Raw genomic sequence first — 25,602 nt, 5'->3', positions numbered from 1 at the left:
GCGTCGATAGGAGCCCACAATGAACCGCCCTGCCCCGCTGCTTTACGTGCGTACCTCCATGCTCGACGTGGCGTATGAAGCCCACGGCCCCGACAACGGCGAACCGGTGATTCTGCTGCACGGTTTTCCTTATGACCCGCGCAGCTATGATGGAATTGCGCCGGCCCTGGGCGAGCTGGGTTATCGGGTGTTGGTGCCCTACCTGCGCGGCTACGGGCCGACGCGGTTTATCAATGCGCAGGTGATGCGCTCGGGTCAGCAAGCGGCGCTGGCCAGGGACTTGCTGGACTTCATGGATGTGCTGTCCATTGCGCAAGCGACGCTGGCCGGTTACGACTGGGGCGGGCGCGCGGCCTGTATCGTCGCGGCGCTGTGGCCAGAACGGGTGCGTGGACTGGTCACCGGGGATGGCTACAACATTCAGGACATTGCCCACGCCCACGAGCCTCAAGCGCCTGCGACGGAGCATCGATTGTGGTACCAGTACTATTTTCACACTCCACGCGGCGTGGCGGGGTTGACGGCCAACCGCCGCGAACTCTGCCAGTTGCTGTGGGCGCTTTGGTCGCCATCGTGGGCAGCGGGACCGCGCCTGTATGAGCAGACCGCGCGTTCATTCGATAACCCGGACTTTGTCGAGGTGGTGATTCACTCCTATCGCCATCGATTCATGTATGCGCCGGGTGATCCTGCCCTGGAGCCCATTGAACAGGCGCTGGCGCAACAGCCCCCCATCTCAGTGCCGAGTATTTCGTTGTGCGGTGCCGACGACGGCGTCGGGCCTGCGTCGGAAGAAGATGACGACCTCGCGCATTTCAGCGGATTTTATCGACGCCAGGTCTTACCCGGTGTGGGCCACAATATTCCTCAGGAAGCACCGCGAGAAACCCTGGCTGCGCTGCTGGAATTGCTGCGCCGATAACAGCGTCATGCCCCGCCGGATAAGGTTTGCGATACGGGCATTGCGGTCCGGCAGGCACACCGCAGTGATCCCATCGCAGCCTCGCTGAAGCTCGACAGCTCCCACAGGAGCCACCTGTTATGGCTGTGCGGGCGCAAAGCGCTCTCGGTATGCCTGAGGTGTCACCGATACTGCGCGAAGAAAGCTGCGACGCAGAGTTTCTTCGCAACCAAATCCACACTGCACGGCAATGCGCTTGATCGACGCTGCGCTGTCCGCCAGTTGCCGGCGGGCGGTTTCGACGCGGATCCGTTCAACGGCGCGGGCCGGGGTCTGGCCGGTTTCGGCGCGGTAGTGGCGCACGAAGCTGCGCTCGCTCATGCCGGCCTGGGCTGCCAGGGTGGCAATGCTCAGGTCCAGCGTCAGGTTCTCCGCGATCCAGGCATGCAGTTCGGCGAAACGGCTGCCGCCGTTCTGCAGCGACAGGGTGACGCTGAATTGCGACTGACCGCCTGGGCGTTTGAGGAACACCACCAGGTGTCGCGCCACCTCCAGGGCCACGGCGCGGCCGAGATCTTCCTCGACGAGCGCCAGGCACAGGTCGATACCGGCGGTCACACCGGCCGACGTCCACACGGCGCCCTGCTGGATGAAGATCGGGTTGGGCTCCACCGTCAACGCGGGAAACTTGCGCGCCAGTTCCTCGCAACGTGTCCAGTGGGTGGCGACGCGGCAACCGTCGAGCAGGCCGCTGGCTGCCAGCAGAAAAGCACCGGTGCACACCGAGGCCATGCGCCGCGTGTGCCGGGCTTTTGCGCGTATCCACTGCACCAGCGTCGGGTCCTCGGCGGCACCGTAGACGCCCCAGCCACCGGCGATGACCAGGGTGTCGCACGGTGTGTCGACCGTCGGCAACGGCTCGGCCACCAGCGCCAGACCGGCCGAAGTCATGACCGGCTCGGCCTGGGCCGCAACCACCGAAACGCTGTACGGCAACGGCTGGCCGCGCTGACGGGCCAGGTCATTGGCCGATGCGAACACCTGCAACGGCCCCGTTACATCGAGCACTTGGGCGTTATCAAAAGCGAGTACGTGAATAATCTTGGGCATGATTGGCGCGATTTGTGGGCTCAATGGCGTATACGCCAGAGCCTAGGCTTTTACAGTGCAGTCGTCTACCTCTTCAGAGCGGAGTTTCATTCATGACCTTGCAGATCGGTTTCCTGCTGTTCCCCGGCATTCAACAACTGGACCTCACGGGGCCTTACGACGTACTGGGCTCGCTGCCGGAGGTGAAATTACATCTGGTGTGGAAGGACCTCGCACCGGTCACCTCCAGCACTGGCCTGGTGATCACACCGACCATGACCTACGCTGACTGCCCCAACCTGGATGTGCTCTGCGTACCCGGCGGGGCCGGCGTCGGTGCGCTGATGGAAGATGTCGACACCCTCGACTTCCTCAAGGCCCAGTCCCTCACCGCGCGTTACGTCACCTCGGTGTGCACCGGCTCGCTGGTACTCGGCGCAGCGGGTTTGCTGCGCGGTCGCAAGGCCACCACCCATTGGGCCTACCACGACATGCTCGCCCCGCTCGGGGCAATCCCGGTGCAGGAACGCGTGGTGCGCGACGGCAACCTCTTCACCGGCGGCGGCATTACTGCGGGGATCGACTTTGCGCTGGTGCTGGCAGCGGAGCTGTACAGCGAAGCGGCAGCGCAACTGGTGCAGTTACAGATCGAATACGCGCCCGCGCCACCCTTCGACGCCGGGCGCCCGGACACTGCGCCGCAGCAGGTGCTGGACGAAGCCCGCAAGCGCACCGCCGAGTCACGCAGAGTGCGGGGTGAAATCACCGCACGCGCCGCCGCGCGATTAGGCTGACATCGCAGGATCCATGTGGGAGCGGGCTTGCTCGCGAAGGTGGTGTGGCATTCGCTGAATCCGGTGACTGGCACAGCGCTTTCGCGAGCAAGCCCGCTCCCCATTTCTTACCGAGTGATGCCCCGCCCCGTCGGGAACAAGCACCACTCTTCAAACTGGTCGCTATCGACCTTCGAATAACTTTTTTTCATTTATTTTTGAAGTTAAAAAGACAACTTCCACGCCATTAAAACCCCGCAGCCACGGCACTTAGTCGTAACTTCGACCTTGTCCCTGTCCCCCTTTCCCACCGCCTTTTGAAAAACCTTCGCTGTTGAGCAGGAAAAATTTCACTTTTGTTCCTACACTCAAAAACACACCCTCCTCTAACCAAGTATCTGGACAAGGAATGTCAATAAAATGCCTCAGAAAACCTTGCTTAACACCTTTAGAACGCTGCATCCGCACCATCGTCAATTCGTTGACTAAGCAACCATGAGGAACACTTCCTTTAGCCACTGCCCCGCAAGGTCCCTTCAAATGGATTTGTTGCATTTGGATTGATTAGTTGCGATTTATCCAGCGTAGCCGAGTTTAATGCACTACTAACGCATACCGGCTAAAGCGCATGGAGTGCAATGAGGGATGTTTTATGCGAGAAAAGTCATCAGTCGATAGCTTGTTTTTAACGCGTGCCGGTTTTGTTGAGTTTTTTGTTGTTTTTGTCAAATTCATCCATGGTTTAAGTGCGATATTACCCCCGCTGTTACTGGTTTTTTTCATCGATCCGATGAACCCAGAGATGCGTTCGCACTTCCTTGGTCTGCTCGTATTTTTTGCGTTTCTGACCATCATTTTGTTTCAGGCATTGGGCATTTATTCGGAGGAATTGTTCAGCAACCGTCTCCGCTTGAAAACCAAGGTCAAGGCCTGGTCAGCCGCTTTCTGCATCCTGCTGTTCATGTATCAGATATTGCAATTTTTTCCACAATTGACGCCACGTAACCTGTTGACCTGGTACTTCGCCAGCCTTGGGCTGTTTTGTCTCGAACGTTTGTTGATGCTGCGCCTTTACAGCAGTTTGATGCGCAAGGGTAAGTACCTGCAGCGCACGGTGATCCTTGGGTTTACCGACACCGCCGTGCACGTTGCCGACCATCTGCAACGCAACGGCGATATCCGCTCCGGTCTGATCGGCTTCATTGATGATCGCACCGAGCGGATCCCCAAGGAGTTGAGCAATCTGCCGTTGCTGGGTAACACCCGCGACCTGGAAAAGCTCATCCGCGCCGAACAGGTCAACCAGGTGATGATCTGCCTGCCCTGGGCTGCGGAGCAGCGCATCCATGGGTTGGTCAATCGTCTGCGACAGTTGTCGGTGAACGTGATGCTGGTGCCGGACATGGCCGCGCTGCGCTATGGCCATAGCAAGATCACCGACGTGGGCGGCATCCTGATGTTCAACACGTCGCAGTTACCGCTGCGCGGCTGGTCGCCGGTGATCAAACGTCTTGAGGATTGTTTGCTGGCGAGCCTGGCGCTGGTGGCGCTGTCGCCTGTGATGATCATCACGGCCATCGCCATCAAACTCGACTCCAGGGGCCCGGTGTTGTTTCGCCAGAACCGCTTTGGCTATAACGACAATGAAATACGGGTGTTCAAGTTTCGCTCGATGTACACCGACCAGAGCGATTTCACCGCGCAGCAACAAACCACCCGGCACGACCCGCGCATCACCCGCGTCGGGCGCATCATCCGCAAGACCAGCATCGATGAGCTGCCGCAGCTGTTCAACGTGCTGCTGGGCAACATGTCGATGGTCGGCCCGCGCCCGCACGCCACTGCCACCAAGGCTGCCGGCGTGCCCTTCGAGGTGGCGGTCAGCGAGTACAGCTCAAGGCACCGGGTCAAACCGGGTATTACCGGCTGGGCGCAGATCAATGGTTACCGGGGTGAAACCGACACTCTGTTCAAGATCCAGAAACGTGTCGAGTACGACCTGGAATACATCTCCAAGTGGTCGGTGTGGTTTGACTTGTACATCGTCTTCATGACGGTTCCCGCCGTTCTATCCACCAAGGAAGTCTATTGATGAATACCCTCAACGGATTAATTCCCTGCATCATTTCCGGTGGGTCGGGCACGCGGCTGTGGCCGGTGTCACGCCAGAACATGCCCAAGCCGTTCATGCGCATGCGTGATGGCCAGAGCCTGTTGCAGAAAACCTTCCAGCGTGCCGCGCACCTGCCCGGTGTGGAGAGCGTGCTGACGGTGACCAACCGCGAGATGCTGTTTCGCACCCTCGATGACTACCGGCTGGTCAACCCGTCACGCCTGCCCCTGGACCTGCTGCTGGAGCCATTCGGTCGCAACACAGCCGCCGCCATTGCCGTCGCGGCGCTGCATGTGCAGGAACATTTTGGCGACGACGCACAACTGCTGGTAATGCCCGCCGACCACTTGATCCACAACGAGACCGCGTTCGCCGCCGCCGTGACTCAGGCCCGCGACCTGGCCGAAGCCGGCTTTCTGGTGACCTTCGGCATCCAGCCCGACCACCCGGAAACCGGCTTTGGCTATATCGAAAAAGGCGAGGCGCTGAGCACCGGCAACCGCGTGCAGCGCTTTGTCGAGAAACCGGACCTGGCCACCGCGCAAGCCTACCTCGACGGCGGCAAGCATTTGTGGAACGCCGGCATGTTCTGCTTCAAGGCCAAAACCCTGGTGGACGAACTGACCACTTACGCGCCCGAGGTACTGCAGGCGGCCCGCGCCGCCCTGGAACACAGCCAGCACCTGCAGAACAAAACCTCGCGCCAGCGTGAACTGGATTCGGAGGCCTTCGGCAGCGCGCCGGACGTGTCCATCGACGTGGCGCTGATGGAGAAGTCCACGCAGGTGGCCGTGGTGCCCTGCGATATCGGCTGGAGTGACATCGGCTCGTGGGAAGCGCTGCGCCAGCTCACGCCGAGCGATGCCCATGGCAATCAGGTCAACGGCGAAGCCATTTTGCATGACGTGCACAACTGCTACATCGACTCGCCCAAACGCGTGCTTGGCGCCGTGGGCGTGCGCGACCTGATCATCGTCGACACCCCTGATGCCCTGCTGATTGCCGACGCTCACCGCAGCCAGGATGTGCGCTACATCGTCGCCGAACTCAAGCGCCAGAACCATCCGGCGTACAGCCTGCACCGCACCGTTACCCGGCCTTGGGGCACCTACACCGTGCTGGAGGAAAGCAGCCGGTTCAAGATCAAGCGCATCGTGGTCAAGCCCCAGGCGTCGTTGTCGTTGCAGATGCACCACCACCGCAGCGAACACTGGGTGGTGGTCAGCGGCGCCGCGCAGATCACCAATGGCGAGCGCGATTTTCTGATCAACGCCAACGAGTCCACTTACATTCCCGCTGGGCACAAGCATCGCCTGACCAACCCCGGCATCATCGACCTGGTGATGATCGAGGTGCAGAGCGGCGAGTACCTGGGCGAGGACGATATCGTGCGCTTTGACGACATCTACGGGCGCGCGCCTGCCGACGTGAAGAAGTGACATGCGCACCTCGCTGATCATCCCCACCCGCAACGCCGCCGGCCATCTGGCGCGGCTGTTGCCTGCGCTGAAGATGCAGACCCTGCAACCGGACGAGATGCTGGTGGTGGACAGCGCCTCCAGCGATGACACGGTGACGCGCTTTCGCGAGTTCGGCGCCCGGGTCGAGGTGATCGACGCCCGCGATTTCAACCACGGCGGGACGCGGCGCTGGGCCAGCGAACAGGTGAGCGGCGACGCCCTGATCGTGATGACCCAGGACGCAATTCCCGCCGACCCCGAGACGTTCGCCCACCTGCTCGAAGAGCTGCAGCAGGACCCGCTCAACGGCGTGGCCTACGGTCGCCAATTGCCGCACCCGGACGCCGGCGTACTCGGCGCGCAGTCGCGGCATTTCAATTACCCGGCCCAAAGCCGCAGCAAAAGCCTGGCCGACGCCCCGCAACTGGGGATCAAGACCTGCTTCAGTTCCGATTCGTTTTCGGTGTACCGGCGCAGCGCATTGCACGCCGTGGGTGGCTTCCCCGCCGATGTCATCGGCAGCGAGGACGCCTACGTCGCCGCGCGGATGCTGCTCGACGGCTACAAGGTGCGCTACGCCGCCTCGGCGCGGGTGTACCACTCCCACGATTACCGTGTCATGGATGAATTTCACCGCTACTTCGACATTGGCGTGTTCTACGGTCGCGAACCTTGGATCCGCCAGGCCTTTGGCGATGCCGGCGGTGAAGGTAAACGTTACGTGCTGGCAGAGTTGGTGGCGCTGCGCAAGGCCGGTGCAGTGCACCGCATACCGGAAGTGCTGGTGCGCAGTGCGTTCAAGTTGCTCGGTTATCGCCTGGGCCACCTGGAGCGCCGCCTCCCCGTTGCCCTCAAGCGTCGCATCAGCATGTTCCCCGGCTATTGGAAGTGAGCATCATGACCTACAGGAAGTCACCTATGATGAAACGAATCTTGCTTGTTGTGGCGATGCTCGCCCTGGCCGCGTGCAACACACCGGCCCGTATTGTTGCGCCGGATGACCAGGCGGTGGAGGAAGGCAAACGCGCCCTCGACCAGTTGGCCCAATTGCCACCGGCGGTGGAGCGCATCCGCGTCGGTGACCAGTTGCGTATCGTGCGCGATGCGGGCGAGATGCCGACGCTGTCGGCGTTCAACGTCAGCACCATCTACGAGCTGACGCTGTACACGGTGCAGACCGACGGCAAGATCAACTACCCGTTCCTGGGGCCGCTGCAGGTCGCGGGGCGACAGCCCTCGGAGCTGGCGGCCGAATTGAGCAACAAGCTGGCCCCGGTCTACCGCGAACCGCGGGTGACGGTGAATATCAACCAGGCACCGAGCAACTCGGTGATCGTCGGCGGCGCGGTGAATAACCCGACCTCGGTGCAGATCGGTATCGCCAACACGCTTGAGCAGGCGATTGTAGGCGCCGGCGGCGTGAACCCCGCGGGCAACGCAAGCATGGTTGCGTTGCTGCGCGAAGATGCCGAGGGCACCTACCGCGCCTACTTCCTGGACTTCAGCCAATACCTCAAGACCGGCCCCAACGGCCGCAAACCGGTGCGACTGCAACGCGGTGACGTGGTGTTCGTACCCAAATCCAACGTGGGCGAGCGTATCCAGGGAGTGGACACCTACTTGAACCAGCTGATTCCGTTCACCAAGTCCATCGGGGTTGGCTACAACTACTCCCGAACCAGCGGCGGCACCAACTAAAGGAGCGACATCCCATGATCGAGATCCGTTCTTTTCGTGATCTTCTGCGCCTGTTTTTCATCTTCCGCCACGAGTTCAAACTGGCGGCCATCGCTGCGCTGGTCATTATCCTGCTGGGGGCGTTCCTGCTGCCGGCCAAGTATGAATCCACCGCGCGCCTGCTGGTGAAACCGGGGCGTGATTCGACGCTGCCCATCGAGATCAGCAACCGTCAGGCGCTGGTGATGCCCAGCACCCAGCGCGACCCGATTGTCGACGAAGAGCGCCTGCTGACGGGGCGTCCGATTGTGCGGGCGGTCGCCGAGCGCTACCTGGAAGTGATGGCCAACCAGCCGCCGCCGGAGGGCATCTGGAAGTTGGGCAAATACCATGTCAAAAATGCGACCGGCGCGATCTCCGACGCCGTGCGCATAGTGTTCGAATCCCTGGGCGTGATTGAAAAAACCACCCCGGTCGAGCGCCTGGCCGCAGGGCTGGAGCAAAGCTTCGAAGTCAGCCACGCCGCCGGTTCCACGGTGATGGACATCACCTTCAAGTGGGGCGACCCGCAGATTGCCCAGGCCGTGGTCAAGAGCTGGGTCGAGATATATATCAACGAGCGCACCCAGGCGCTGGGGCGTAAAAGCCTCTACGCATTCTATGAGGGCCAGGTGTCCAACAGCGCCACCGAGATCAAGAGCTACAAGGAGCAGATCCTCACGCACTTGAACGAAATCGGCGCGGCCAGCATCACTGATCGTCTGGAAGATCTGTCCGAGCGCATCAACGTGCTGCGCGGCGAAACCTTCAACACCACCCGCCTGATCGCTTCCTCCGACAGCGCCATCGAGAGCACCCGCACCCAGCTCAAGAGCCAGCCCAAGGAAGTGACCACGGTGCGTCAGATTGCGCTCAATCCGCAGCAGCAGGATCTGCGCCGCCTGCTCAACCAGAAGTTGCTGGAACGCGCCGACATGATGCGTACCTACACCGATAACGCGCCGCCGGTCAAAGCCCTCGACGCGTCGATCCGTGCCATGCAGGTGCAGGTGGCGGCTGAAAGCAACACCGTGCAGAGCTCGGAGAACCGTGCACCGAACACCCTGGAAATTCACTTGCAACGGGTGCTGCTGGATGAGTCCAGCAATAACCTGGCGTTGCGTACCCAACTGATTCAGCAGCAGAAACAACTGGTCAACCTGGAAGCCCAGCGCAAGCAGGCGCTGGAGATTGAACCGGAGTTGACGCGCCTGTCCCGCGAGCTGAGCGCCACCGAGCGCAACTACGCGCTGTATGTGGACAACCTGGAAAAATCGCGCATCGACCGTGAACTGGACAACAGCCAGATCAGCAACATCGCCGTGATCGAAGAAGCCACCCTGAACCCGGGGCGCATCTTTCCGAAAACGCTGGTGATGCTGACGCTGGCGATCCCGTTCGCCATCGTCGTCGGCCTGCTGGTGGTGTACCTGTGCTACCTGCTCGACCAGCGCATCCACGATGGGGGCCTGGTGGAACGCAAGTTCGGCCTGCCGTTGTGGACGACCCTGCCGGAGCTGGACACCAGCACCGCGCAGAGCACCAACGCATTCAATGCCAGCATCTATCGACTCTATGGTTTGCTTGAGCCCGAGCGCATAACCGAGCAAGGCATGACCCTCGGCCTGACCTCGGCGCGCCACGGCGAAGGGGTGAGTTTTGTGGTGGGGCAATTACGACAACTGCTTCAGGAAAATGGCATCACGGTCCGCGTCGGAGGTGCGCGGACGGCCTCGCCGGGAGAAGTGGTGCTGCTCGATGCCTCAGCGCTGCTGGATAACCGCGATGCCTTTGTCAGCCTCAGGCGGGCCGATCTGATCGCATTGGTGGTGGAGGCCCAGAAAAGCACGGTACCGGTGGTGGAACATGCGCTGTCGATCCTCAATACGGCCTTTGGCAAGGTGGACGGCATCATTATCAACCGACGAAAATTCGAGGTACCGGCCAAAGTGCTCAAGACCATTGCCAAATATCGGGGGGTGTTCTGATGCGCATTGCCCTGCTGGCTCCCTTGCCACCCGAGAAAAACGGCATCGCCGACTACGCGAACCATTTCAAGCTGGCGCTGGAACAGTTGGGGGTGACGGTGCTGACACCGTTGAGCGGCGTCGAGGGATCGAGCGCGGCGATCAAGCGGGCCATCGGCACGTTCGACTGGCACAGCGTGGACCTGGTCCATGGCGAGCTGGGCGGCGGACGGCTGGGGGAATTTCTGGCCCTGCGTGAACTGCACAAGGCCTACCCTGCCCTGCCGCTGACCGCCACGGTGCACGACCCGGAGCGCATGGTGTGGCGCCGCGAACGCCTGCCGTTTCCACTGCAACTGCTGGAGCGATTGCCCAGCCCGTTGCCGCAGGCGGCGGTGGTGTTGGCAGATCCGCTGACGTTGCGCGAAGAGCGCCAGGTCGCCGCCGGTTTGACCCGGCTGGTCACCCTGACGCGCCTGGGGGCCGAGTGCCTGAGCCAACGCATGCGCCTGGCGGCCGGCAAAGTCGCGGTGATCAACCACGCCAACCTGGCGATTGCACCGGCGCCGTTGCCACCGCTGGACACGCTGCGCCTGCTTTACTTCGGGTTCATATACCGGGGCAAAGGCATCGAGGACCTGCTGCAGGCACTGGCCGACGTGTTCAGGCAAGCGCCCGAGTTGCGTGGCCGCGTGCGGTTGACATTGGCCGGTGGCACGGCTGCGGAAATGGCGTTCGGCGCCGGGGGGAATTACCTCGACCAGTTGCACAGCCAGATCGCCGACCTCGACCTGGCCGACGCTATCGACTGGCGGTTGAACCTGCCGGCTGATGAGATTGCCGGGACGATCCAGGCCCATCATGTGATGGTGTTGCCCTACCGCGAGTCGAAAAAACTCGGCCTGCTGGGGCGCCAGCGTGGCACCAGTGGAGCGTTGTCGTGGGCGGCGGCGTGCGGGCGTGGGGCGATCACTTCGGATGCGCGGGCGTTCGCCGAAGAGGTCGCCAGTGGCAACGGCGCGATCTATCCCCAGGGCGATGTGGCCGCCCTGAGTGCGCAACTGCTACGCCTGGCCCGTACACCGACATTGGCGCGGGATTGGGCCGAGCGCGCCGGGGAAATCGGGCGCGAACGTTTGTGGCCGTCGACCGCGCAGCAGTTCAAGCAACTTTTCAAGCAGGCAATGATGGGAGGTCCCCATGGTGCGTAGGGGCGCGTACGTTTTGACGCTTGTGCTGGTTGCGGCGCTGGGCCTGGGTGCCGTGCTGTGGGGGCGTCAGGCCGATGCCGAGAGCCATGTGCTCAAGGGCAGCAAGGTGCTGGTGTGGAAGGATTTCCTGGGCGTTAACGCGCAGTTCCTGTGGTTCAGCCCCGAGCGCTACCAGAAGCAGATCGACCGTCTCAAGGCGCTGGGCCTGGAGTGGGTGCGCCTGGATCTGCACTGGGATCAGCTGGAGCCGGTACAGGGCCACTACCAGGTGGCAACCCTCGACCAGTTGGTGAACAAGCTGCAGGACAACCAGATCAAGTCGGTGTTCTACCTGGTCGGTTCGGCGCCCTTCGCTACCACTGCGCCGACGGGCATGCCGTATCAGGACCAATACCCGCCCAAGGACCCGCACGTGTTCGCCAACCGCATGGCACTGCTGGCCGAGCGATACCCCAGCGTGGATGCCTGGCAGGTGTGGAACGAGCCTAACCTGCTCGGCTTCTGGCGCCCGGTGGCCGACCCGGCAGGTTACGCCACCCTGTTGACCACTACCGCCGCCGCGCTGCGCGCCATGCGCCCGGACAAACCGGTGGTGGCCGCCGGCATGGCGTTCTTCAGTGAGATGCCCAACGGTCAGACCATGTTCGACGCCCTGGGCGCACTGGGTATCGCCAGCCTCAATACGGTGATTGCCTACCACCCCTACACCCAACTGCCTGAAGGCAACGACCCGGCCAACCTGGACTTTATCGCCAAGACCACCGCGCTCAACCAGTCCCTGCGTGCAGGCGGCGTGCAAACGCTGTGGACCACCGAGTGGGGCTGGTCCACCTACACCGGCCCCAAGGACGCTCAGGACATCATTTCCCTGCAAGGCCAGGCCGACTATGTGGTGCGGCGTCTGGCGCTGATGAGCGCGCTGGATTACGACCGCACGTTCCTGTTCACCTTGAGCGACCTCGACCAGCGCGCCAGCGTGCGCGACCAGTCCTATGGCCTGCTCGATATAGACGCCAACCCCAAGCCTGTCTACACCGCCTTGAAGTATTTTCTCGACGTGAGCGGGCCGAGCCTCACCCCCGGCGACCCACCCAGCGCCGACCAAGTGCCCGACGGCCTGTTCAGCATCGGCTGGACCCGCGCTGATGGGCGCAAGTTGTGGTTTTTCTGGTCAGCTCAGGGCGGCAACGCGCACTTGCCGGGCCTGGCCAGCGCGACGCTGTACGACCCACTGCGCGGCACGCAAACCCCGGTCAGCGGCACCGGTGGCTTGACCGTGCCGGTCAAATCCAACCTGCAAATTCTGCTATGGGATTGAAGCCTGCCATGCGCATTTTATGGATCCTGCCCTATTCGCCCTGGCCGGCCACCAGCGGCGGCAAGACGCGTCAGTTCCACCTGCTGCGCAGCCTCGCGGCGCGCGGGCACCGGATCACTCTGCTGCTGCATGACAAGCACCCGGTGTCGCCCGCTGATCGCCAGGTGTTGGAGACTTTTCTTGAACGCCTGATCGTGCTGCCACGCCGCCCACTGCGCAGCCTGAAAACCCTGCTGGCCGGGCTGTTTGCGCCCTACCCGCTGCTGACCAGCGTGAATGGTCTGTCCGCGCCCTTGCAGACACGTTTCAACCAACTGCTCAACGAACACTGGGACGTGGTGCAGATCGAACATACCTACAGCTTCCAGCCCTACGAAGATGCGCTGGCGCGCACGGCCCAGCCCTTCGTGCTCACCGAACACAACGTGGAATCGGCCCTCGGCGCCGCCACATACGATCGCCTGCCGAACTGGGCGCTGCCGTTTATTCGCTACGACCAATGGCGCTACGGCCGTTGGGAACACCGGGTGATGCGCCAGGCGACGCAGGTGGTGGCGGTCACCGACAGCGACGCGCAAACCTTGGCAAAGATCGCCGGCAAGCCGGTGCCGGTGGTGGTCAACGGGGTGGACTGCGACCACTTTGCCGGCGCCCGCCCGGACGCGTCGAGCCGCCGCGTGCTGTTTTTGGGCAACTATGAATATGCGCCAAATGTGGACGCCATCGAATGGGCGCTGGATGAGATCCTGCCCAAGGTCTGGGAGCGCTGCCCGCAGGCGCGCATGAGCGTGTGCGGCTTCGGCATGCCCGACAGTTGGCGTACGCGCTGGCCGGACCCGCGTATCGAGTGGCAGGGTTTCGTGCCTGACCTGCTGAGCCTGCAATCGAGCTGTTCAGTGTTTCTGGCGCCGTTGCGCCACGGTGGCGGCTCCAAGCTCAAGGTACTCGAGGCGCTGGCAGCCGGCCTGCCGCTGGCGAGCACTGAACAGGGCGTGTCCGGCCTGGACCTGGTGGAAGGCCTGGATTACCTCGGCGCCCAGAGTTCTACCGGCCTGGCCGATGCCGTGGTGCGCCTGCTGCAGTTTCCCGATGCCGCCACGCCCATGGGTGAAGCCGGCCGCGCCTATGTGCGCCGCGCCCATGACTGGAGCGTCGCCGCCAGCCAGTTGGAGCGCGTGTACGCCAGCCTTTCGCAGCTCACCGAAAAGGAACCCGCATGCGTGTAGGCCTTGATTACCGCACCGTCGGCACCTCGCCGCAATCGGGCATCAGCCGCCAGGTGTACGCGCTGGAAAGCGCCTTGCACACCTTGCCGGGCATTGCGCTCGAACGCTTTACCGTGGCGCCGCTGGGGGACGAAACGCGTCTGCAGGCGCACTGCCCTGCCTGGGGCTGCGCGAAAACGGCGATGCACCAGCCGCACAATCGCCTGCGCTTCGAAGCCGGCTTTTTGCCACGGGCGCTGCGCGAGCAGCATATCGATTTGTACATCAGCACCTTCAACATGGGCTTGCCGTTGCCGCCCAGGCCCAAGGGATTGCGCACCGTGGTGCTGCTGCATGACCTGTTCCAGATCACCCTGAACAACTACCACGCCAACCGCCTGAAAGCGTTGATCTACAAGACCAGCGATCGCCTGTCGATTGCCTACGCGGTGCACAGCGCCGACCGCGTGTGGACGCCGTCGCAGTACAGCGCCGATGAAACCGTGCGCCTGTTTCCCAAAGCGGCGGGCAAGGTTCGCGTACTGCCCAACCAGGTGGACAGCTTTATCGAACTGGCGGCGGACCTCACGGCGCGGCAGTTGCCCGAGCGATATTGGCTGCTGGTGGGCACTCGCGAGTTGCGCAAGAACGTGCCGTTTCTGGTGCAGGCCTGGCAGGAGGCGCGTCGGCTGTGCCCCGCCGTGCCGGAACTGGTGCTGGTGGGCAGCCTGGATCATCTGCCCGAGGCCCAGCGCACCGTGCCGGGGATTCGTGCCCTGAGCGGGGTGTCGGATGCCGAGCTGCATGCCCTGTACCGCCGCGCCGCGCGCCTGTGGCAGCCGTCATATGCCGAAGGGTTCGGCTTGCCGGTGATCGAGTCGCTGAGTGTCGGTACGCCGGTGGCCGTGGCCAGCGGCACGTCGTTGGATGAAATCACCCCGCCCTCGGCGCCGCGTTTTTCGCCCACCGATGGGCCGGCGCTGGTGCAACTGATGGTAAACCTGAGCGAGCGGCCGGACGAAGAATCACCCGAGCTACGCCGGCAGTGGGCGCAGCGTTTCAACCATCAGGCCTACCGCCAGCGTCTGGCGCAACTGATCGAGGAATTGCGATGAGAGACTCCTTGGGCGCCCCTGTCGCGATCCTGTTCGGCCTGTTGTTCGGCGTGATGGCGCTGGCGCTGTCACCGGCCAAGGCGTTGCTTGGCGTGGTTGGCCTGGCGGCGGCGGTGACCATCCTGCGCTTTCCGCTGTGGGGCTTGTTGCTGTTCGCCCTGATCGCGACGTTCATGCCGTATTCCACCATCAACCTGGGAATTCGCAGCACGGTCAGCGAGGCGATCCTGGCGCTGACCTGGGGCGCGGTGCTGTGGCAGACGTTTCTCTCGCGTCTGCCGGCGGCGCCAAGTCTGTGGCGCCGACCCACCGACCAGATGCTGCTGTGGCTGATGCTGTTCAGCGTGTTCCCGTTCATTGTCGGCCAAGTGATCGTCGCCGATGTCGAAACCAGCGGCGTGGCCAACTGGTTGCGCTGGTTGCTGAGCCTGTCGGCGGTGTTTCTGTGCGCCAAACTGCTGGTGGAGCCCAAACAGCGGGAGTCGCTGGTGGTGGCCCTGCTGCTGGGCACGCTGGCAATGCTGGTGATGTCGATTGCGGTGTTCGTGCGCACGCGGTCCGGAGCAGGCATTGCACCGATCCTGGCGCTGCTCAATTACGGCAACTTCGACATGCTCAAATTCGGTCTGGAAGCGATGTCTTCGCGCATGGGCTCGCCGTGGATGCACCCGAATGCCATCGGCGGGATCATGGCGCTGCTCCTGCCGTTGGCGTTCTGTTTCGGCATGACCGAGCGCGGCTGGAGACGCGCGCTTGGGCTGGGCGTGGCCTGCCTGGGCGCGGCGGCGCTGCTGCTGGCCAGCAGCCGTGGCGCGATGGTCAGCCTGGCGCTGGTGCTGATGTGGATGGCCACACGCCGCGTGCCGTACACCGGACGCCTGCTGATGATCGGCGCGGCGCTGACCGTGGCGCTGGTGCTGGCGTATCCACCGTTGCAGGAGCGGCTGGCGACGATATTTTCGTCGGACAACGCCAGTACCGAAATCCGGTTCGACGAATACCGCATGTTTCCCCAGGCGGTGGCGGCGTACCCGTTCGGCATCGGCTTCAAGGTTGACCCACCGGTGCCAGGCACACAGTTTCTGGGGATCTCCAATCTGTGGCTGAACTTCATCTACAAGACCGGCATTGTCGGCATGCTGCTGTTCGTCGCGGTGACCGTGCGTTGGTGGCGTGAGGCACGCCCGGAGCGCGGCCCGATCCGTCTGACCAAGGACAATGCGCTGTGGCTGGGCAGTACCGCCGGGATCCTGGCGGCGCTGGTCAGCGGGCTGTTCGACCACTACTTCAGCTTTGCGGTGGTGATGGTCGCGCTGTTCTGGCTGATGGTGGGGCTCAATGTGCTGGAAGCGCGCCGCCTGTTTGCGGCGCGCGTGCCGCAGATCAAGACCGCGGCGTATCGCAAACCGCTGCCTGATGGCGCGCGTCCCTGATGCTCGGCTCTGCCGCCTGGCTGACGCTGGCGACCCTGCTGGGCCTGTGCCTGGGGTTCGCGCGTGAATGGCTGCTGGTAGCGGCCTGGGGCGCGGGCGAACGCAGTGATGCATTCCTGATCGCGCTGTTTTTGCCGGAGGCGCTGCGCATGTCGTTGGCCGGTGGCGTGCTGAGTGCCGCAGCGTTGCCGCTGTATCTGCAACGCAAGGACGCTGAACGACTGGGCTGGCTGGCCGTGTTGTTCCCTGCCTTGATGGCGATTGCGCTGGTTACCAGCCTGCTGCTGACACTGTTGGCACCGTGGTTGGTGCAACTGCTGGGGCCGGGGTTGGCGGACAGCGCCACCGCACTCGCCGCCGGCAATCTGCAGGTGGTCGCCTGGTGCGTGCCGGGCTTGATGCTGCACGCGCTGTTCAGCATTCCGTTGCAGGCCAGTGAGCGTTTTGTGCTGGCGGGGCTGGGCTCGTTGCTGTTCAACCTGCCGCCGGTGACCTACCTCGCCCTGGCCGGAACCGCGACCACGCCGCACACCCTGGCCCTGGCGTGCCTGGCCGGCAGTGCGCTGATGCCGCTGGCGATGTTGCCGTCGATCTGGCGCCAGGGCTGGCGACCGTGGCGCTGGGAGTGGTCGGCGGCGCCGTTGCGGGAGCTGGGCCAGCGCATCGGTCCCCTGTTGCTGAGCAACGTTGCAAGCCAGGGCCTGGCGTTGATCGAACGACTGGTGGCGTCGCTGTTGGGCGAAGGCGCGGTGACTTGGGTCAACCTTGCACGCAAGCTGATGAATCTGCCGCTGATTGCGCTGATGAGCCTCAATCAGGTGTTGCTGGGCATGATGAGCCGTCGCGAGGGCGATGCGCGTCTGGCCCTGCTCAAGCGCGGCCTGGACACCGCGAGCATGCTGACCCTGCCCGCCGGCGTCGGCCTGGTGGCGGCGGCGCCGAGTCTGGTGGCGTTGCTGTTGCCCCGGCAGTCGGCGGACTCACCGCTGCCGCTGCTACTGGCGTGGTTCGCGGTGCCACTGGTGTTCGGCGCCTGGAACGCGTTGCTGGCGCGTTATGCCTATGCGGCCGGTGACACGCGCCAGCCCCTGCGCTGCGAGCTGCTCGGCAGCCTGGTCAATGTGCTGTTGCTGGGCGCCCTGCCCTTTGCGTTTGGCCTGGCCGGTATTCCATTGGCGGCGCTGGCAGGGGTGATCTGTACGGCGCTGTTGTTGATGCAGCGTCAGGCGCTGCTGGGCGCGCTCCCCTGGGCCAGACAGTGGCTGCTGAGCGCAGCACTGATGCTGCTGGCGGCGGTGCTGTTATTTGCAATTGACGGCGTATGGCTGCAACTGGGGCTCAGCACCCTGGCCGGAGCTGTGGTGTTGCTGGGCATGGGGCTGTGGCTCAAGCCGTGGCGCAAGGCATGAATGATCGATCGGGAAGAAGCGTATGAAACATCGTTGGATTCAAATGGATATTGCCAAAGGCATCGGCATCCTGGTGATCGTGTTCGCCCACAGCTGGTTCGTCGCCAACTCCCGGGAACTGATGTATCCGATACTGGCTTCGTTCGTCATACCGCTGTTCTTCTTTTTGTCAGGGGTGTTTTTCAAGCCGGAGCAGCCGTTTGTGGAAATGGCCGTGCGCAAGGCCGATGGTCTTCTCAAACCGTTTTTTTTCACTTTGCTGCTGTATGTCAGCCTGCGTGCGCTGCTGCGCGACCAACCCTTGCTGCCGGACATCGGCGGCGTGCTTTATGCCTCGGTGGACACCATTCCGTGGCAGGCCATGTGGTTTCTGCCGCACATGTGGGTGGCGATTCTGTTCAGTTGGGTGATGCTGCGCCTGATCCTGCGGCTGAACCTTGCGCCGTGGGCCAGTGGCCTGCTGCTCACCGTGCAGTTGCTGCTGGGGATCTGGATGTTGCCGCTGTTCTGGCAACTGCCGGTGACACTCGGCGAGCACACCTGGGTACTGCCGGGGCTGCCGTTCAGCCTGGATATCACCTTGATCAGCAGCGCCTGTTTCGTCGCCGGCTACCTGCTGCGCGACTGGCTGCGCACGCACCCTGGCAGTTGGCTGACGCTGTTGATCGCGGTGGTGTCGTTCGCGGTGGTATTCGACTTGACCTGGGACACCATGGACCTGGCGCAACGGCGCTATGACCACTGGCTGTGGACCAGCCTGCTGGCAGTGATTGGCATGTATGCAAGCTGGGCGCTGGCGAAAGTGTTGACTGTCTCGGCGCTGGTGACGCGGGCCATGACTTACATCGGTCAGTCCACGCTGATCCTGCTGATTTTTCACGGGGAGATCCAGCACAAGACCTTCGACCTGATGCAGCGCCTGGGACTGCACGCGTTCCTGGCGGCGAGTGTCGGACTGGTGGTGGCGGTGGTGGGGCCGTTGCTGATCGGGGAAGTGATCAAGCGGGTGGCGGCTCTGCGGTTTTTCTATTTCCCGTTTCCGGTAGCAAGGCAACGCTGAATTGCCTGGTGGGGCGGCCTGCTCGCGAAGGTGGTGGGTCAGCTTGCTTGTGTACCAGCTGATCTACCGCTATCGCGGGCAAGCCCGCTCCCACAGGGAGTGGTGAGTTAGTCGTCGAGTTGTTGTGGAGCGGCTTTAGCGCCCGGCTTGCCGGGTTTGCCCTTGGCCGGCGCGGGTTCGGCTGGCGCGGCCTCTGCGGCGGCGGCAGCCTCTTTTTCGGCCATGGGCATCTGGTCGATGGCGCTGAAGAACTCCTTCAGGTCGAGGGTATCCGGAGGCACGGTCTTCTCGAGTTTCTTCTCTCCGTCCTTGCCGATCAGGATCACCTTGGTGCCGCTGCCGGCGCCCAGCTTGAGGGCACGGATCAGCGCGTTGGTTTCAGGCGGCGTGAGCTTTTTGTTGTCCTTGGCCTCCTTGGCGAATTTTTCCCCTTCGGCGCCGATGCTGCCGAACTTGACGGTGTAGAACACCATGTTGCGCTCTTCGAAAGACTGCTTGTTGGCAGGCTCCTCCAGCTGCTTCTGCAGCGTGGACAATGTGGCGTTACCGGAATCGAGCTCCACCACCACCAGCGGACGGGCTTTGCCCATGTCCTGCTTGAGCGGGTTGATATCATCCGCGGCCAACAGCGGCCCCGTAAAAGCCATCAAGGTAGCCAGGGTCAGCGACCGGATGAGCATGCGCACCTCCTTTGAATTGCGTGCAGGTTCTTGAGTTTCATGTGTGCGACCGTCAATTTCAAGGATGATTCCTACGCCGGGTTCTGAAAGCGTAGGTGATGACGCCCGCCGCGCAAGGGATCAGGGTGGCTGGGCGGTGATTGTTTCTTCTGATTGCACAAACCTCAGAGGCCATTCCAGTGTGGCCAATGCCGAGCAAATACGGGGGCCACGATCGGGTCAGCATCCACCTGCGCCAGGGTGTGGGCAAAACCGGGGGCCAATGCGCTCAACGCTTCCCGCGCACCGTCCCAGCGCGACACCGCCGCCGCCATGATGCCTAAAGCGTTCGGCATATGATTGGGCGTGAACAACTGGTCGGCAAACTGCTCGGCGAACACCACCCAGGCCTGGTGCAGGTAGCGCCGTGTGCCGGTGACCAGGTGCGCCTGCAGCGCCTGATCGGCATCGCCCAGCCAGCGTTGCGGGTAGTCGATGATGCCGATGGCCGAGTAGCAATTGGCGGCGATGTACAGCAGGCCGCGCAGGATCTTCCCACGGTTGCCTGCCAGCAGACCCGCGTCGGGAAACTCCAGGCCCAGGTGGATCAGAATGGCCGCGCTCTCGGTGAGGACCTGACCATCGGGTGTCACAACAGTGGGGATCTGTTTGAGCGGATTGATCCGCGCAAGCGCTTCGCTGCCCTCGCCCTCATGACAGGAACTGGCGTCCACGCGGTGCCACGGCACGGCGCAACGTTGCAGGGCAATTTCGATCATGCACGAGCCGGATTCGTCGGTGCCGTAGAGCGTGTACATGGTATTGCCTCCTGTTAAAACAGCCCCATTTGCCCGCCAACGAGGGTGCTGAAGTCGTCATTCACGAACGGCAGGATCGCGTCCGCCACCGGCTGCAATTGTCGCGTCACGTAGTGGTCATAGTCGATCGGCGCCTGCCGCACTTCCAGCGGCTCCGGGCCGTTGACGCTGATGACGTAGCTGATCCAGCCGCCACGCTGGTACTGGCGCGGGCGGCCGAGGCGGTCGTTGTAGTCATCGGCCAGGCGCGCGGCGCGCACATGGGGCGGCACGTTGCGCTCGTAGTCGTCCAGGCGTCGACGCAGGCGTTTGCGGTAGATCAGGAGTTCATCGAACTCGCCGCTCAAGGTGCGTCGCACGTAGTCGCGAATGTAATCCTGGTGGGGCTGGCGGTGGAAGACGCGCTGGTAGAGTTCCTGCTGGAACCGTCGGGCCAGGGGCGACCAGTCGCTGCGCACGGTTTCAAGGCCTTTGTAGACCATCTCTTCGCTGCCGTCGGTGCGCACCACCAGCCCGGCGTAGCGTTTCTTGCTGCCCTCCTCCGCGCCGCGGATGGTCGGCATCAGAAAGCGTGTGAAGTGGGTCTCGAATTGCAACTCCAGCGCACTGTGCAGGCCGAACGCCGTCTGCAGGTGCGCACGCCACCACTCGTTGACGTGCGCCACCAGCGCCTGGCCGATGCGGCTGGCGTCCTCCTGGGACTGGGCGCTGCCGAGCCAGACGAAGGTGGAGTCGGTGTCGCCGTAGATCACTTCATAGCCCTGGGCTTCGACCAGCGCGCGGGTCTGGCGCATGATTTCATGGCCACGCAAGGTGATCGACGAGGCCAGCCGCGTGTCGAAGAACCGGCAACCGCTGGAGCCAAGGACGCCGTAGAAGGCGTTCATGATGATTTTCAGCGCCTGGGACAGCGGCGCGTTGCGCTCACGCTTGGCCACTTCGCGGCCTTCGGAAACCCGCGCGACGATGGCGGGCAGGCAGTGCCGGGTGCGGGAAAAACGCGCACCGCGAAAGCCTTCCACCGAGTCGCTGTCGTCAGGGTGCTTGAGGCCTTCGACCAGGCCCACCGGGTCGATCAGGAAACTGCGGATGATCGACGGGTAGAGGCTTTTGTAGTCCAGCACCAGCACCGATTCATACAGGCCAGGGCGTGAATCCATGACAAAGCCGCCGGGGCTGGCCTGGGGTGGTTTGTCGCCCAGGTTCGGCGCGACGAAGCCCTGACGGTGCATCAGCGGCAGGTACAGGTGTGTAAAGGCGGCGACCGAACCACCGTTGCGGTCGGCCGGTAACCCGGTGACGCTGGCCCGCTCCAGCAGGAACTTGAGCAGCTCGGTTTTGGCGAAAATCCGCGTGACCAATTCGCAGTCCTTGAGGTTGTAGCGCGCCAGGGCGGGCTTGTCCTCGGCGAACATACGGTTGATTTCGTCCATGCGCTGGTACGGCGTGGAGATGTCCTTGCCTTCGCCGAGCAGGGTTTGCGCGACGTTTTCCAGGCTGAAGGACTCGAAACTCCAGGTCGCCGAGCGCAGGGCTTCGATGCCGTCGATGATCAGGCGCCCTGCGGCGGCGGCAAAGTAATGATTGCGGCTGCCATGTTCGCGCCAAGCCATCGGTTCATCGCCACGGCCAAGCATCAGCGGCACGTTGAGGCGCTGGGCATGTTCGTGGAGCACGCGCAGGTCGAACTGCACCACATTCCAGCCGATGATCGCATCGGGGTCATGGGTGGCGAGCCAGAGGTTGAGGGCTTCGATCAGTTGGGCGCGGGTGTCGCAGTAATCAAGCTTGAAGTCCACCGCGCAGGTGTTGTTCGGCGGGCCGAGCATGTACACCTGGCGCTCGCCGCAGCCTTGCAGGCCAATGCAATAGAGATCGCCCTGGGCAGTGGTTTCAATGTCCAGGGACACCAGCTTGAGCGGCGGGCGGTAGTCGGGGGCGGGTTTCATCTGCGCGTCGAGCAAGGTGCCGTCGGCATCGGGTGTGCCACCGAACCACACCGGCGCGGTGATGAAGCGCTCCATCATGTAGCGCTCGGGCGGGCGCACGTCGCCTTCGTAGACGTCGACGCCGGCGGTGCGCAGGCGCTTTTCCAGGTCCATCGCCTGGCGGTGCTGGCGTGTATACAGGCCAAGGACGGGGCGGTGATGAAAATCGCACAACTGCAACGGCCGCAGCTCGATCTCGCGCTCGTCCTTGAGCAGCCAATCGAGCGGCTTGCGATGGGCTTCGGGGATGAACATCACTGAGGTCTGCACGGGCAAGCGGATGAACCTGGGCCCCTGGTCGGTGGCCAGCCAGAAGCTGACCTGCGTGCCTTCCGGGGTGTCGCGCCAATGCCGGGTCAGGACAAAACCCTGCTGTAAATCCACCGTACCGCACCTCAGCCGTTGCCTTGAGCGTGTGATTCTACCCGGCATCCGCTCAGGTGCGGCAGGTTAACGCTCGCGCGGACCTTAATCTGACAAATTTGTTGCAATACGCTAATAACAATTACTATCATTTGCATCGGAGTCGTATCCGCGCAGTGAGGACGCGCAACGCTGTTGCCCTTTTTCCTCACATTGACGGTTCTTCCGTCAGGATCGACCATGCCCACCCGTAACCGAATCGCAGTGCCGTTGCGCCCTACCCTGCTCGCTCTTTGCTGCTCCCTGAGCCTTACCACCCATGCCGCCACCCCGGCCGATACGAGTACGCGCCAGGACGGCAGCACGCTGGAGCTAGGCGCTACCAACATCAGCGCTGACGCCCTCGCACCAAACACACTGCCGCCGGCGTACAGCGGCGGCCAGGTGGCCCGCGGTGGCCAATTGGGTGTGCTGGGCAACCAGGACATCATGGATGTGCCGTTCAGCATGGCGTCCTATACCGAGCAATTGATCCGCGACCAGCAGGCCGAAACGGTGGCGGATGTGTTGCTCAACGATTCATCCGTGCGTCAGGCGTCGGGGTATGCGAATCAGGCACAGGTCTTTGTGATTCGCGGCCTGCAACTTAATGGCGACGACATTTCCTTCAACGGCCTGTACGGCATCCTGCCGCGCCAGATCATGTCCACCGACGCGCTGGAGCGTGTGGAAGTGTTCAAGGGCCCCAATGCCTTTATCAACGGCGTCACGCCAGGCGGCTCGGGAATTGGTGGCGGTGTGAACCTGCAACCCAAGCGCGCCGATGATGTGCCGCTGCGCCGTTTCAGTACCGATATCAACAGTGATGGTCGGGTTGGCGAACATCTGGATGTTGGCCAGCGGTTTGGTCAGGACAACCGGTTTGGCGCGCGGGTGAATATTTCCCAGCGCGAAGGCGATACCGGCATCGATGACGAGAACCAGCGCGCCAAGCTGTTCGCCGTCGGCCTGGATTACCGTGGCGATGCCCTGCGTTTATCGGGTGATTTCGTTTATCAGAAACAGCGCGTCAACGGCGGCCGTAACTCGGTGTTCCTCGGCACCGGCGTCACCCGCATTCCGGATGCGCCCTCGGCCGACACCAACTACGCGCCGAGCTGGAACGCAACCGATATCGAGGACACGCTGGGCATGCTGCGCGGCGAATACGACCTCAACGACACCTGGACCGCCTACCTTGCCGCCGGCGCCAAACACACTAATGAAAGCGGGCGCTATTCGTCGGTAACCCTGACCGATAACCTCGGCACGGCCAGGGTGACGGGTTCGCGCATCGCCCATCAGGAAGACAACACCAGCCTGATGACCGGCCTCAATGGCAAGTTCCAGACCGGTGCGGTCAGCCACCAACTGAACGTCGGTCTGACCGGCACCTGGACGCAGGCGCGCAATGCCTACGAGTTCGACTTCACGCCCAATGCCAGCAATATTTACCACCCTTCGAGCGACATTGCGCAACCCGTGCGGGGCACGGTGAACGGTGGTGACCTGGGCGACCCCGGCATCACCGCCAAGACCTTCGTGCGCAGTGCGGCCATCTCTGACACCTTCGGCTTCCTGGACGACCGTCTGCTGTTCACCGCAGGGCTGCGCCATCAGGAAATGGTCATGCAGAACTATGCGTATGGTTCCGGCCCGCGCAGTTCCAATTACACAGCATCAATCAATACGCCGGTTTACGGCATCGTGTTCAAACCCTGGGAACATGTGTCGCTGTATGCCAACCACATCGAAGGCTTGGCCCAGGGGCCAACGGCACCGGTGTCGTCCGGCGGCCTGACGGTGACCAATGGCGCACAAGCCTACGCGCCCGCCCGCTCGAAGCAGACTGAAGCGGGGATCAAGCTGGACATGGGCACCTACGGCGCAACGCTGGGCGTGTACCGTATCGAGCAACCGAGTGATGGCTACTCGATCCAGACCGGCGCAACCACCGCGACCTATGTGCGAGAAGGTCAGCAAATCAACCAGGGGGTGGAACTGAACGTCTTCGGTGAGCCGGTGAGTGGTGTGCGTTTGCTCGGCGGCGTAACGGTGATGAAGACCGAACTCAAGGACACGCTCAATGGCGCCAACGACGGCAATCGCCCTATCGGTGTGCCTTCATTCCAGCTCAACGCAGGGGTGGATTGGGATGTGCCGGGGCTGCAGGGCGCGACCCTCAGCGGTCGCATGCTGCGCACCGGCGGCCAGTACGCCGATGCGGCCAACAACCTGAGTCTGCCGGCCTGGAATCGCTTCGACCTGGGTGCGCGCTACACCTTCAAGGTGGATCAACGCGATGTGACGCTCGGCGCCAATGTGGAGAACGTCGCCAATGAAAAATACTGGGAGTCGGCGTTGGGGGGCTACCTGAGTCAGGGTGAACCGCGCGTTGCCAAGTTGTCGGCGACCATTGATTTTTAATCGCTTCGAAACCGGGCATCGTTATCGATGCCCGTTTGCGTCACGCCTGGCGAGCGGCGCCGAGGTAGCTTTCGATGTTGCCCATCTGGTCGTCCCAGCCACGGGAGTTCATCTTGAACGCTTTCTGACGCCGGGCTTCAGGGACCTTGTCGAAACCGGATTCGACAACCCTCAGCAGGATGCCCGGCGCACGGTCCTCAATGGTAAATTCCACAAGCGTCGGCGTTTCGCTGTCGTAGTCCACGCCCTCCAGCACCGCGAAGGGATGCCAATGGAAGGAGAACAGGGTTTGCGGCAGGATGCGTTCAATTCTGGCTTTCCAGACCACGTGTTCGTAGCCCGGATAAGTAATCGGCGCTTCGACGGTTTCCCCCTCGACAAAGCGCTTGCCTTTGAGAGCAACGCCAAACCAGGCGCCAAACTGCTCGGCGTCGGTGAGCGCTTCCCACACCTTTTTACGTGAAGCGTTGAGCAGAATTTTCCGCTCGATGCGATCCAATACGTGCATAAGTCACCTCCTCCATTGACCTTAGGTGAC

Annotated in this window: 21 protein-coding genes; 15 read left to right on the top strand and 6 right to left on the bottom strand. The window is 62.8% G+C overall.

What is annotated here, in order from left to right:
* Positions 1-19 precede the first annotated feature (19 nt).
* On the top strand, positions 20-922 hold the full coding sequence (locus tag H045_RS06060; RefSeq protein ID WP_003238552.1) for an alpha/beta fold hydrolase: 903 nt from the start codon (positions 20-22) through the stop codon (positions 920-922).
* Between the two features lie 117 nt (positions 923-1,039).
* Here H045_RS06060 and H045_RS06055 read toward each other — a convergent pair whose 3' ends face one another.
* On the bottom strand, positions 1,040-2,011 hold the full coding sequence (locus H045_RS06055; RefSeq protein WP_003238554.1) for a GlxA family transcriptional regulator: 972 nt from the start codon (positions 2,009-2,011) through the stop codon (positions 1,040-1,042).
* A gap of 92 nt (positions 2,012-2,103) precedes the next feature.
* Between H045_RS06055 and inhA the strand changes: the two genes are divergently transcribed.
* Entirely contained in the window at positions 2,104-2,784 is a 681-nt protein-coding gene (gene inhA, locus H045_RS06050; RefSeq protein ID WP_003238556.1) for an isonitrile hydratase, read from the top strand.
* 249 nt (positions 2,785-3,033) lie between these two features.
* On the opposite strand, the gene H045_RS25010 is transcribed toward inhA, so the two are convergent.
* Positions 3,034-3,225, bottom strand: coding sequence for a hypothetical protein (locus H045_RS25010; protein ID WP_141687575.1), 192 nt, complete (start codon positions 3,223-3,225; stop codon positions 3,034-3,036).
* A 190-nt stretch (positions 3,226-3,415) separates the two neighbouring features.
* On the opposite strand from H045_RS25010, the gene H045_RS06045 reads away from it, so the two are divergent.
* From H045_RS06045 to H045_RS05990, 12 genes are read left to right on the top strand one after another with little or no spacing between them, the layout of a single operon-like run.
* Positions 3,416-4,855, top strand: coding sequence for an undecaprenyl-phosphate glucose phosphotransferase (locus H045_RS06045; protein WP_032871593.1), 1,440 nt, complete (start codon positions 3,416-3,418; stop codon positions 4,853-4,855).
* Positions 4,855-6,315, top strand: coding sequence for a mannose-1-phosphate guanylyltransferase/mannose-6-phosphate isomerase (locus tag H045_RS06040; RefSeq protein WP_015371734.1), 1,461 nt, complete (start codon positions 4,855-4,857; stop codon positions 6,313-6,315). Before H045_RS06045 ends, H045_RS06040 begins: the two co-directional genes overlap by 1 nt.
* Position 6,316: 1 nt before the next feature.
* Positions 6,317-7,228: a glycosyltransferase family 2 protein gene (locus tag H045_RS06035; RefSeq protein WP_015371733.1), complete on the top strand. Its 912-nt coding sequence runs from the start codon at positions 6,317-6,319 to the stop codon at positions 7,226-7,228.
* A 29-nt stretch (positions 7,229-7,257) separates the two neighbouring features.
* The gene (locus tag H045_RS06030; RefSeq protein ID WP_041931601.1) at positions 7,258-8,034 is read left to right on the top strand and encodes a polysaccharide biosynthesis/export family protein; all 777 of its coding nucleotides are present in this window, start codon (positions 7,258-7,260) and stop codon (positions 8,032-8,034) included.
* A 14-nt stretch (positions 8,035-8,048) separates the two neighbouring features.
* Positions 8,049-10,040 (top strand): GumC family protein, encoded by a 1,992-nt coding sequence (locus H045_RS06025; protein WP_003238567.1) that lies wholly within the window; start codon positions 8,049-8,051, stop codon positions 10,038-10,040.
* The gene (locus H045_RS06020) at positions 10,040-11,230 is read left to right on the top strand and encodes a glycosyltransferase (RefSeq protein WP_003238569.1); all 1,191 of its coding nucleotides are present in this window, start codon (positions 10,040-10,042) and stop codon (positions 11,228-11,230) included. The genes H045_RS06025 and H045_RS06020 overlap by 1 nt, the downstream gene beginning before the upstream one ends.
* Positions 11,220-12,548, top strand: coding sequence for a GH39 family glycosyl hydrolase (locus H045_RS06015; RefSeq protein ID WP_015371731.1), 1,329 nt, complete (start codon positions 11,220-11,222; stop codon positions 12,546-12,548). The genes H045_RS06020 and H045_RS06015 overlap by 11 nt, the downstream gene beginning before the upstream one ends.
* Positions 12,549-12,556: 8 nt before the next feature.
* Positions 12,557-13,774 carry a glycosyltransferase family 4 protein gene (locus tag H045_RS06010; RefSeq protein WP_015371730.1) on the top strand — a complete coding sequence of 406 codons (1,218 nt, stop codon included), beginning with the start codon at positions 12,557-12,559 and terminating at the stop codon, positions 13,772-13,774.
* A complete protein-coding gene (locus tag H045_RS06005; RefSeq protein ID WP_015371729.1) occupies positions 13,765-14,868 on the top strand; it encodes a glycosyltransferase family 4 protein in 1,104 nt (367 codons plus the stop codon). The genes H045_RS06010 and H045_RS06005 overlap by 10 nt, the downstream gene beginning before the upstream one ends.
* Entirely contained in the window at positions 14,865-16,301 is a 1,437-nt protein-coding gene (locus H045_RS06000) for an O-antigen ligase family protein (protein WP_003238577.1), read from the top strand. Before H045_RS06005 ends, H045_RS06000 begins: the two co-directional genes overlap by 4 nt.
* A complete protein-coding gene (locus H045_RS05995) occupies positions 16,301-17,710 on the top strand; it encodes a lipid II flippase MurJ (protein WP_015371727.1) in 1,410 nt (469 codons plus the stop codon). Before H045_RS06000 ends, H045_RS05995 begins: the two co-directional genes overlap by 1 nt.
* 22 nt (positions 17,711-17,732) lie before the next feature.
* On the top strand, positions 17,733-18,770 hold the full coding sequence (locus tag H045_RS05990; protein WP_015371726.1) for an acyltransferase family protein: 1,038 nt from the start codon (positions 17,733-17,735) through the stop codon (positions 18,768-18,770).
* 107 nt (positions 18,771-18,877) lie between these two features.
* Here H045_RS05990 and H045_RS05985 read toward each other — a convergent pair whose 3' ends face one another.
* From H045_RS05985 to H045_RS05975, 3 genes are all read right to left on the bottom strand, one after another.
* Positions 18,878-19,450, bottom strand: a complete 573-nt coding sequence (locus H045_RS05985) for a DUF4174 domain-containing protein (protein WP_003238583.1) — start codon at positions 19,448-19,450, stop codon at positions 18,878-18,880.
* 164 nt (positions 19,451-19,614) lie between these two features.
* A complete protein-coding gene (locus tag H045_RS05980; RefSeq protein ID WP_015371725.1) occupies positions 19,615-20,247 on the bottom strand; it encodes a glutathione S-transferase N-terminal domain-containing protein in 633 nt (210 codons plus the stop codon).
* Positions 20,248-20,261: 14 nt separating this feature from the next.
* On the bottom strand, positions 20,262-22,619 hold the full coding sequence (locus H045_RS05975; RefSeq protein WP_015371724.1) for a DNA polymerase II: 2,358 nt from the start codon (positions 22,617-22,619) through the stop codon (positions 20,262-20,264).
* Positions 22,620-22,838: 219 nt separating this feature from the next.
* Between H045_RS05975 and H045_RS05970 the strand changes: the two genes are divergently transcribed.
* The gene (locus H045_RS05970; RefSeq protein ID WP_015371723.1) at positions 22,839-25,064 is read left to right on the top strand and encodes a TonB-dependent receptor; all 2,226 of its coding nucleotides are present in this window, start codon (positions 22,839-22,841) and stop codon (positions 25,062-25,064) included.
* Between the two features lie 40 nt (positions 25,065-25,104).
* Here the strand turns inward: H045_RS05970 and H045_RS05965 are convergent, their stop codons facing one another.
* Positions 25,105-25,572: an SRPBCC family protein gene (locus H045_RS05965; RefSeq protein ID WP_015371722.1), complete on the bottom strand. Its 468-nt coding sequence runs from the start codon at positions 25,570-25,572 to the stop codon at positions 25,105-25,107.
* Positions 25,573-25,602 lie beyond the last annotated feature (30 nt).

The sequence above is a fragment of the Pseudomonas poae RE*1-1-14 genome (assembly GCF_000336465.1).
Classification (GTDB): domain Bacteria; phylum Pseudomonadota; class Gammaproteobacteria; order Pseudomonadales; family Pseudomonadaceae; genus Aquipseudomonas; species Aquipseudomonas poae.
The sequence above is the reverse complement of the archived record's forward strand: the minus strand, read 5'-3'. Positions and strand labels throughout refer to the sequence as shown.

Coding starts and splice junctions, on each gene's coding strand:
- H045_RS06060 (WP_003238552.1), top strand. CDS start 20: ATGAACCGCCCTGCCCCGCTGCTTTACGTGCGTACCTCCATGCTCGAC.
- H045_RS06055 (WP_003238554.1), bottom strand. CDS start 2,011: ATGCCCAAGATTATTCACGTACTCGCTTTTGATAACGCCCAAGTGCTC.
- inhA (WP_003238556.1), top strand. CDS start 2,104: ATGACCTTGCAGATCGGTTTCCTGCTGTTCCCCGGCATTCAACAACTG.
- H045_RS25010 (WP_141687575.1), bottom strand. CDS start 3,225: ATGCAGCGTTCTAAAGGTGTTAAGCAAGGTTTTCTGAGGCATTTTATT.
- H045_RS06045 (WP_032871593.1), top strand. CDS start 3,416: ATGCGAGAAAAGTCATCAGTCGATAGCTTGTTTTTAACGCGTGCCGGT.
- H045_RS06040 (WP_015371734.1), top strand. CDS start 4,855: ATGAATACCCTCAACGGATTAATTCCCTGCATCATTTCCGGTGGGTCG.
- H045_RS06035 (WP_015371733.1), top strand. CDS start 6,317: ATGCGCACCTCGCTGATCATCCCCACCCGCAACGCCGCCGGCCATCTG.
- H045_RS06030 (WP_041931601.1), top strand. CDS start 7,258: ATGAAACGAATCTTGCTTGTTGTGGCGATGCTCGCCCTGGCCGCGTGC.
- H045_RS06025 (WP_003238567.1), top strand. CDS start 8,049: ATGATCGAGATCCGTTCTTTTCGTGATCTTCTGCGCCTGTTTTTCATC.
- H045_RS06020 (WP_003238569.1), top strand. CDS start 10,040: ATGCGCATTGCCCTGCTGGCTCCCTTGCCACCCGAGAAAAACGGCATC.
- H045_RS06015 (WP_015371731.1), top strand. CDS start 11,220: ATGGTGCGTAGGGGCGCGTACGTTTTGACGCTTGTGCTGGTTGCGGCG.
- H045_RS06010 (WP_015371730.1), top strand. CDS start 12,557: ATGCGCATTTTATGGATCCTGCCCTATTCGCCCTGGCCGGCCACCAGC.
- H045_RS06005 (WP_015371729.1), top strand. CDS start 13,765: ATGCGTGTAGGCCTTGATTACCGCACCGTCGGCACCTCGCCGCAATCG.
- H045_RS06000 (WP_003238577.1), top strand. CDS start 14,865: ATGAGAGACTCCTTGGGCGCCCCTGTCGCGATCCTGTTCGGCCTGTTG.
- H045_RS05995 (WP_015371727.1), top strand. CDS start 16,301: ATGCTCGGCTCTGCCGCCTGGCTGACGCTGGCGACCCTGCTGGGCCTG.
- H045_RS05990 (WP_015371726.1), top strand. CDS start 17,733: ATGAAACATCGTTGGATTCAAATGGATATTGCCAAAGGCATCGGCATC.
- H045_RS05985 (WP_003238583.1), bottom strand. CDS start 19,450: ATGCTCATCCGGTCGCTGACCCTGGCTACCTTGATGGCTTTTACGGGG.
- H045_RS05980 (WP_015371725.1), bottom strand. CDS start 20,247: ATGTACACGCTCTACGGCACCGACGAATCCGGCTCGTGCATGATCGAA.
- H045_RS05970 (WP_015371723.1), top strand. CDS start 22,839: ATGCCCACCCGTAACCGAATCGCAGTGCCGTTGCGCCCTACCCTGCTC.
- H045_RS05965 (WP_015371722.1), bottom strand. CDS start 25,572: ATGCACGTATTGGATCGCATCGAGCGGAAAATTCTGCTCAACGCTTCA.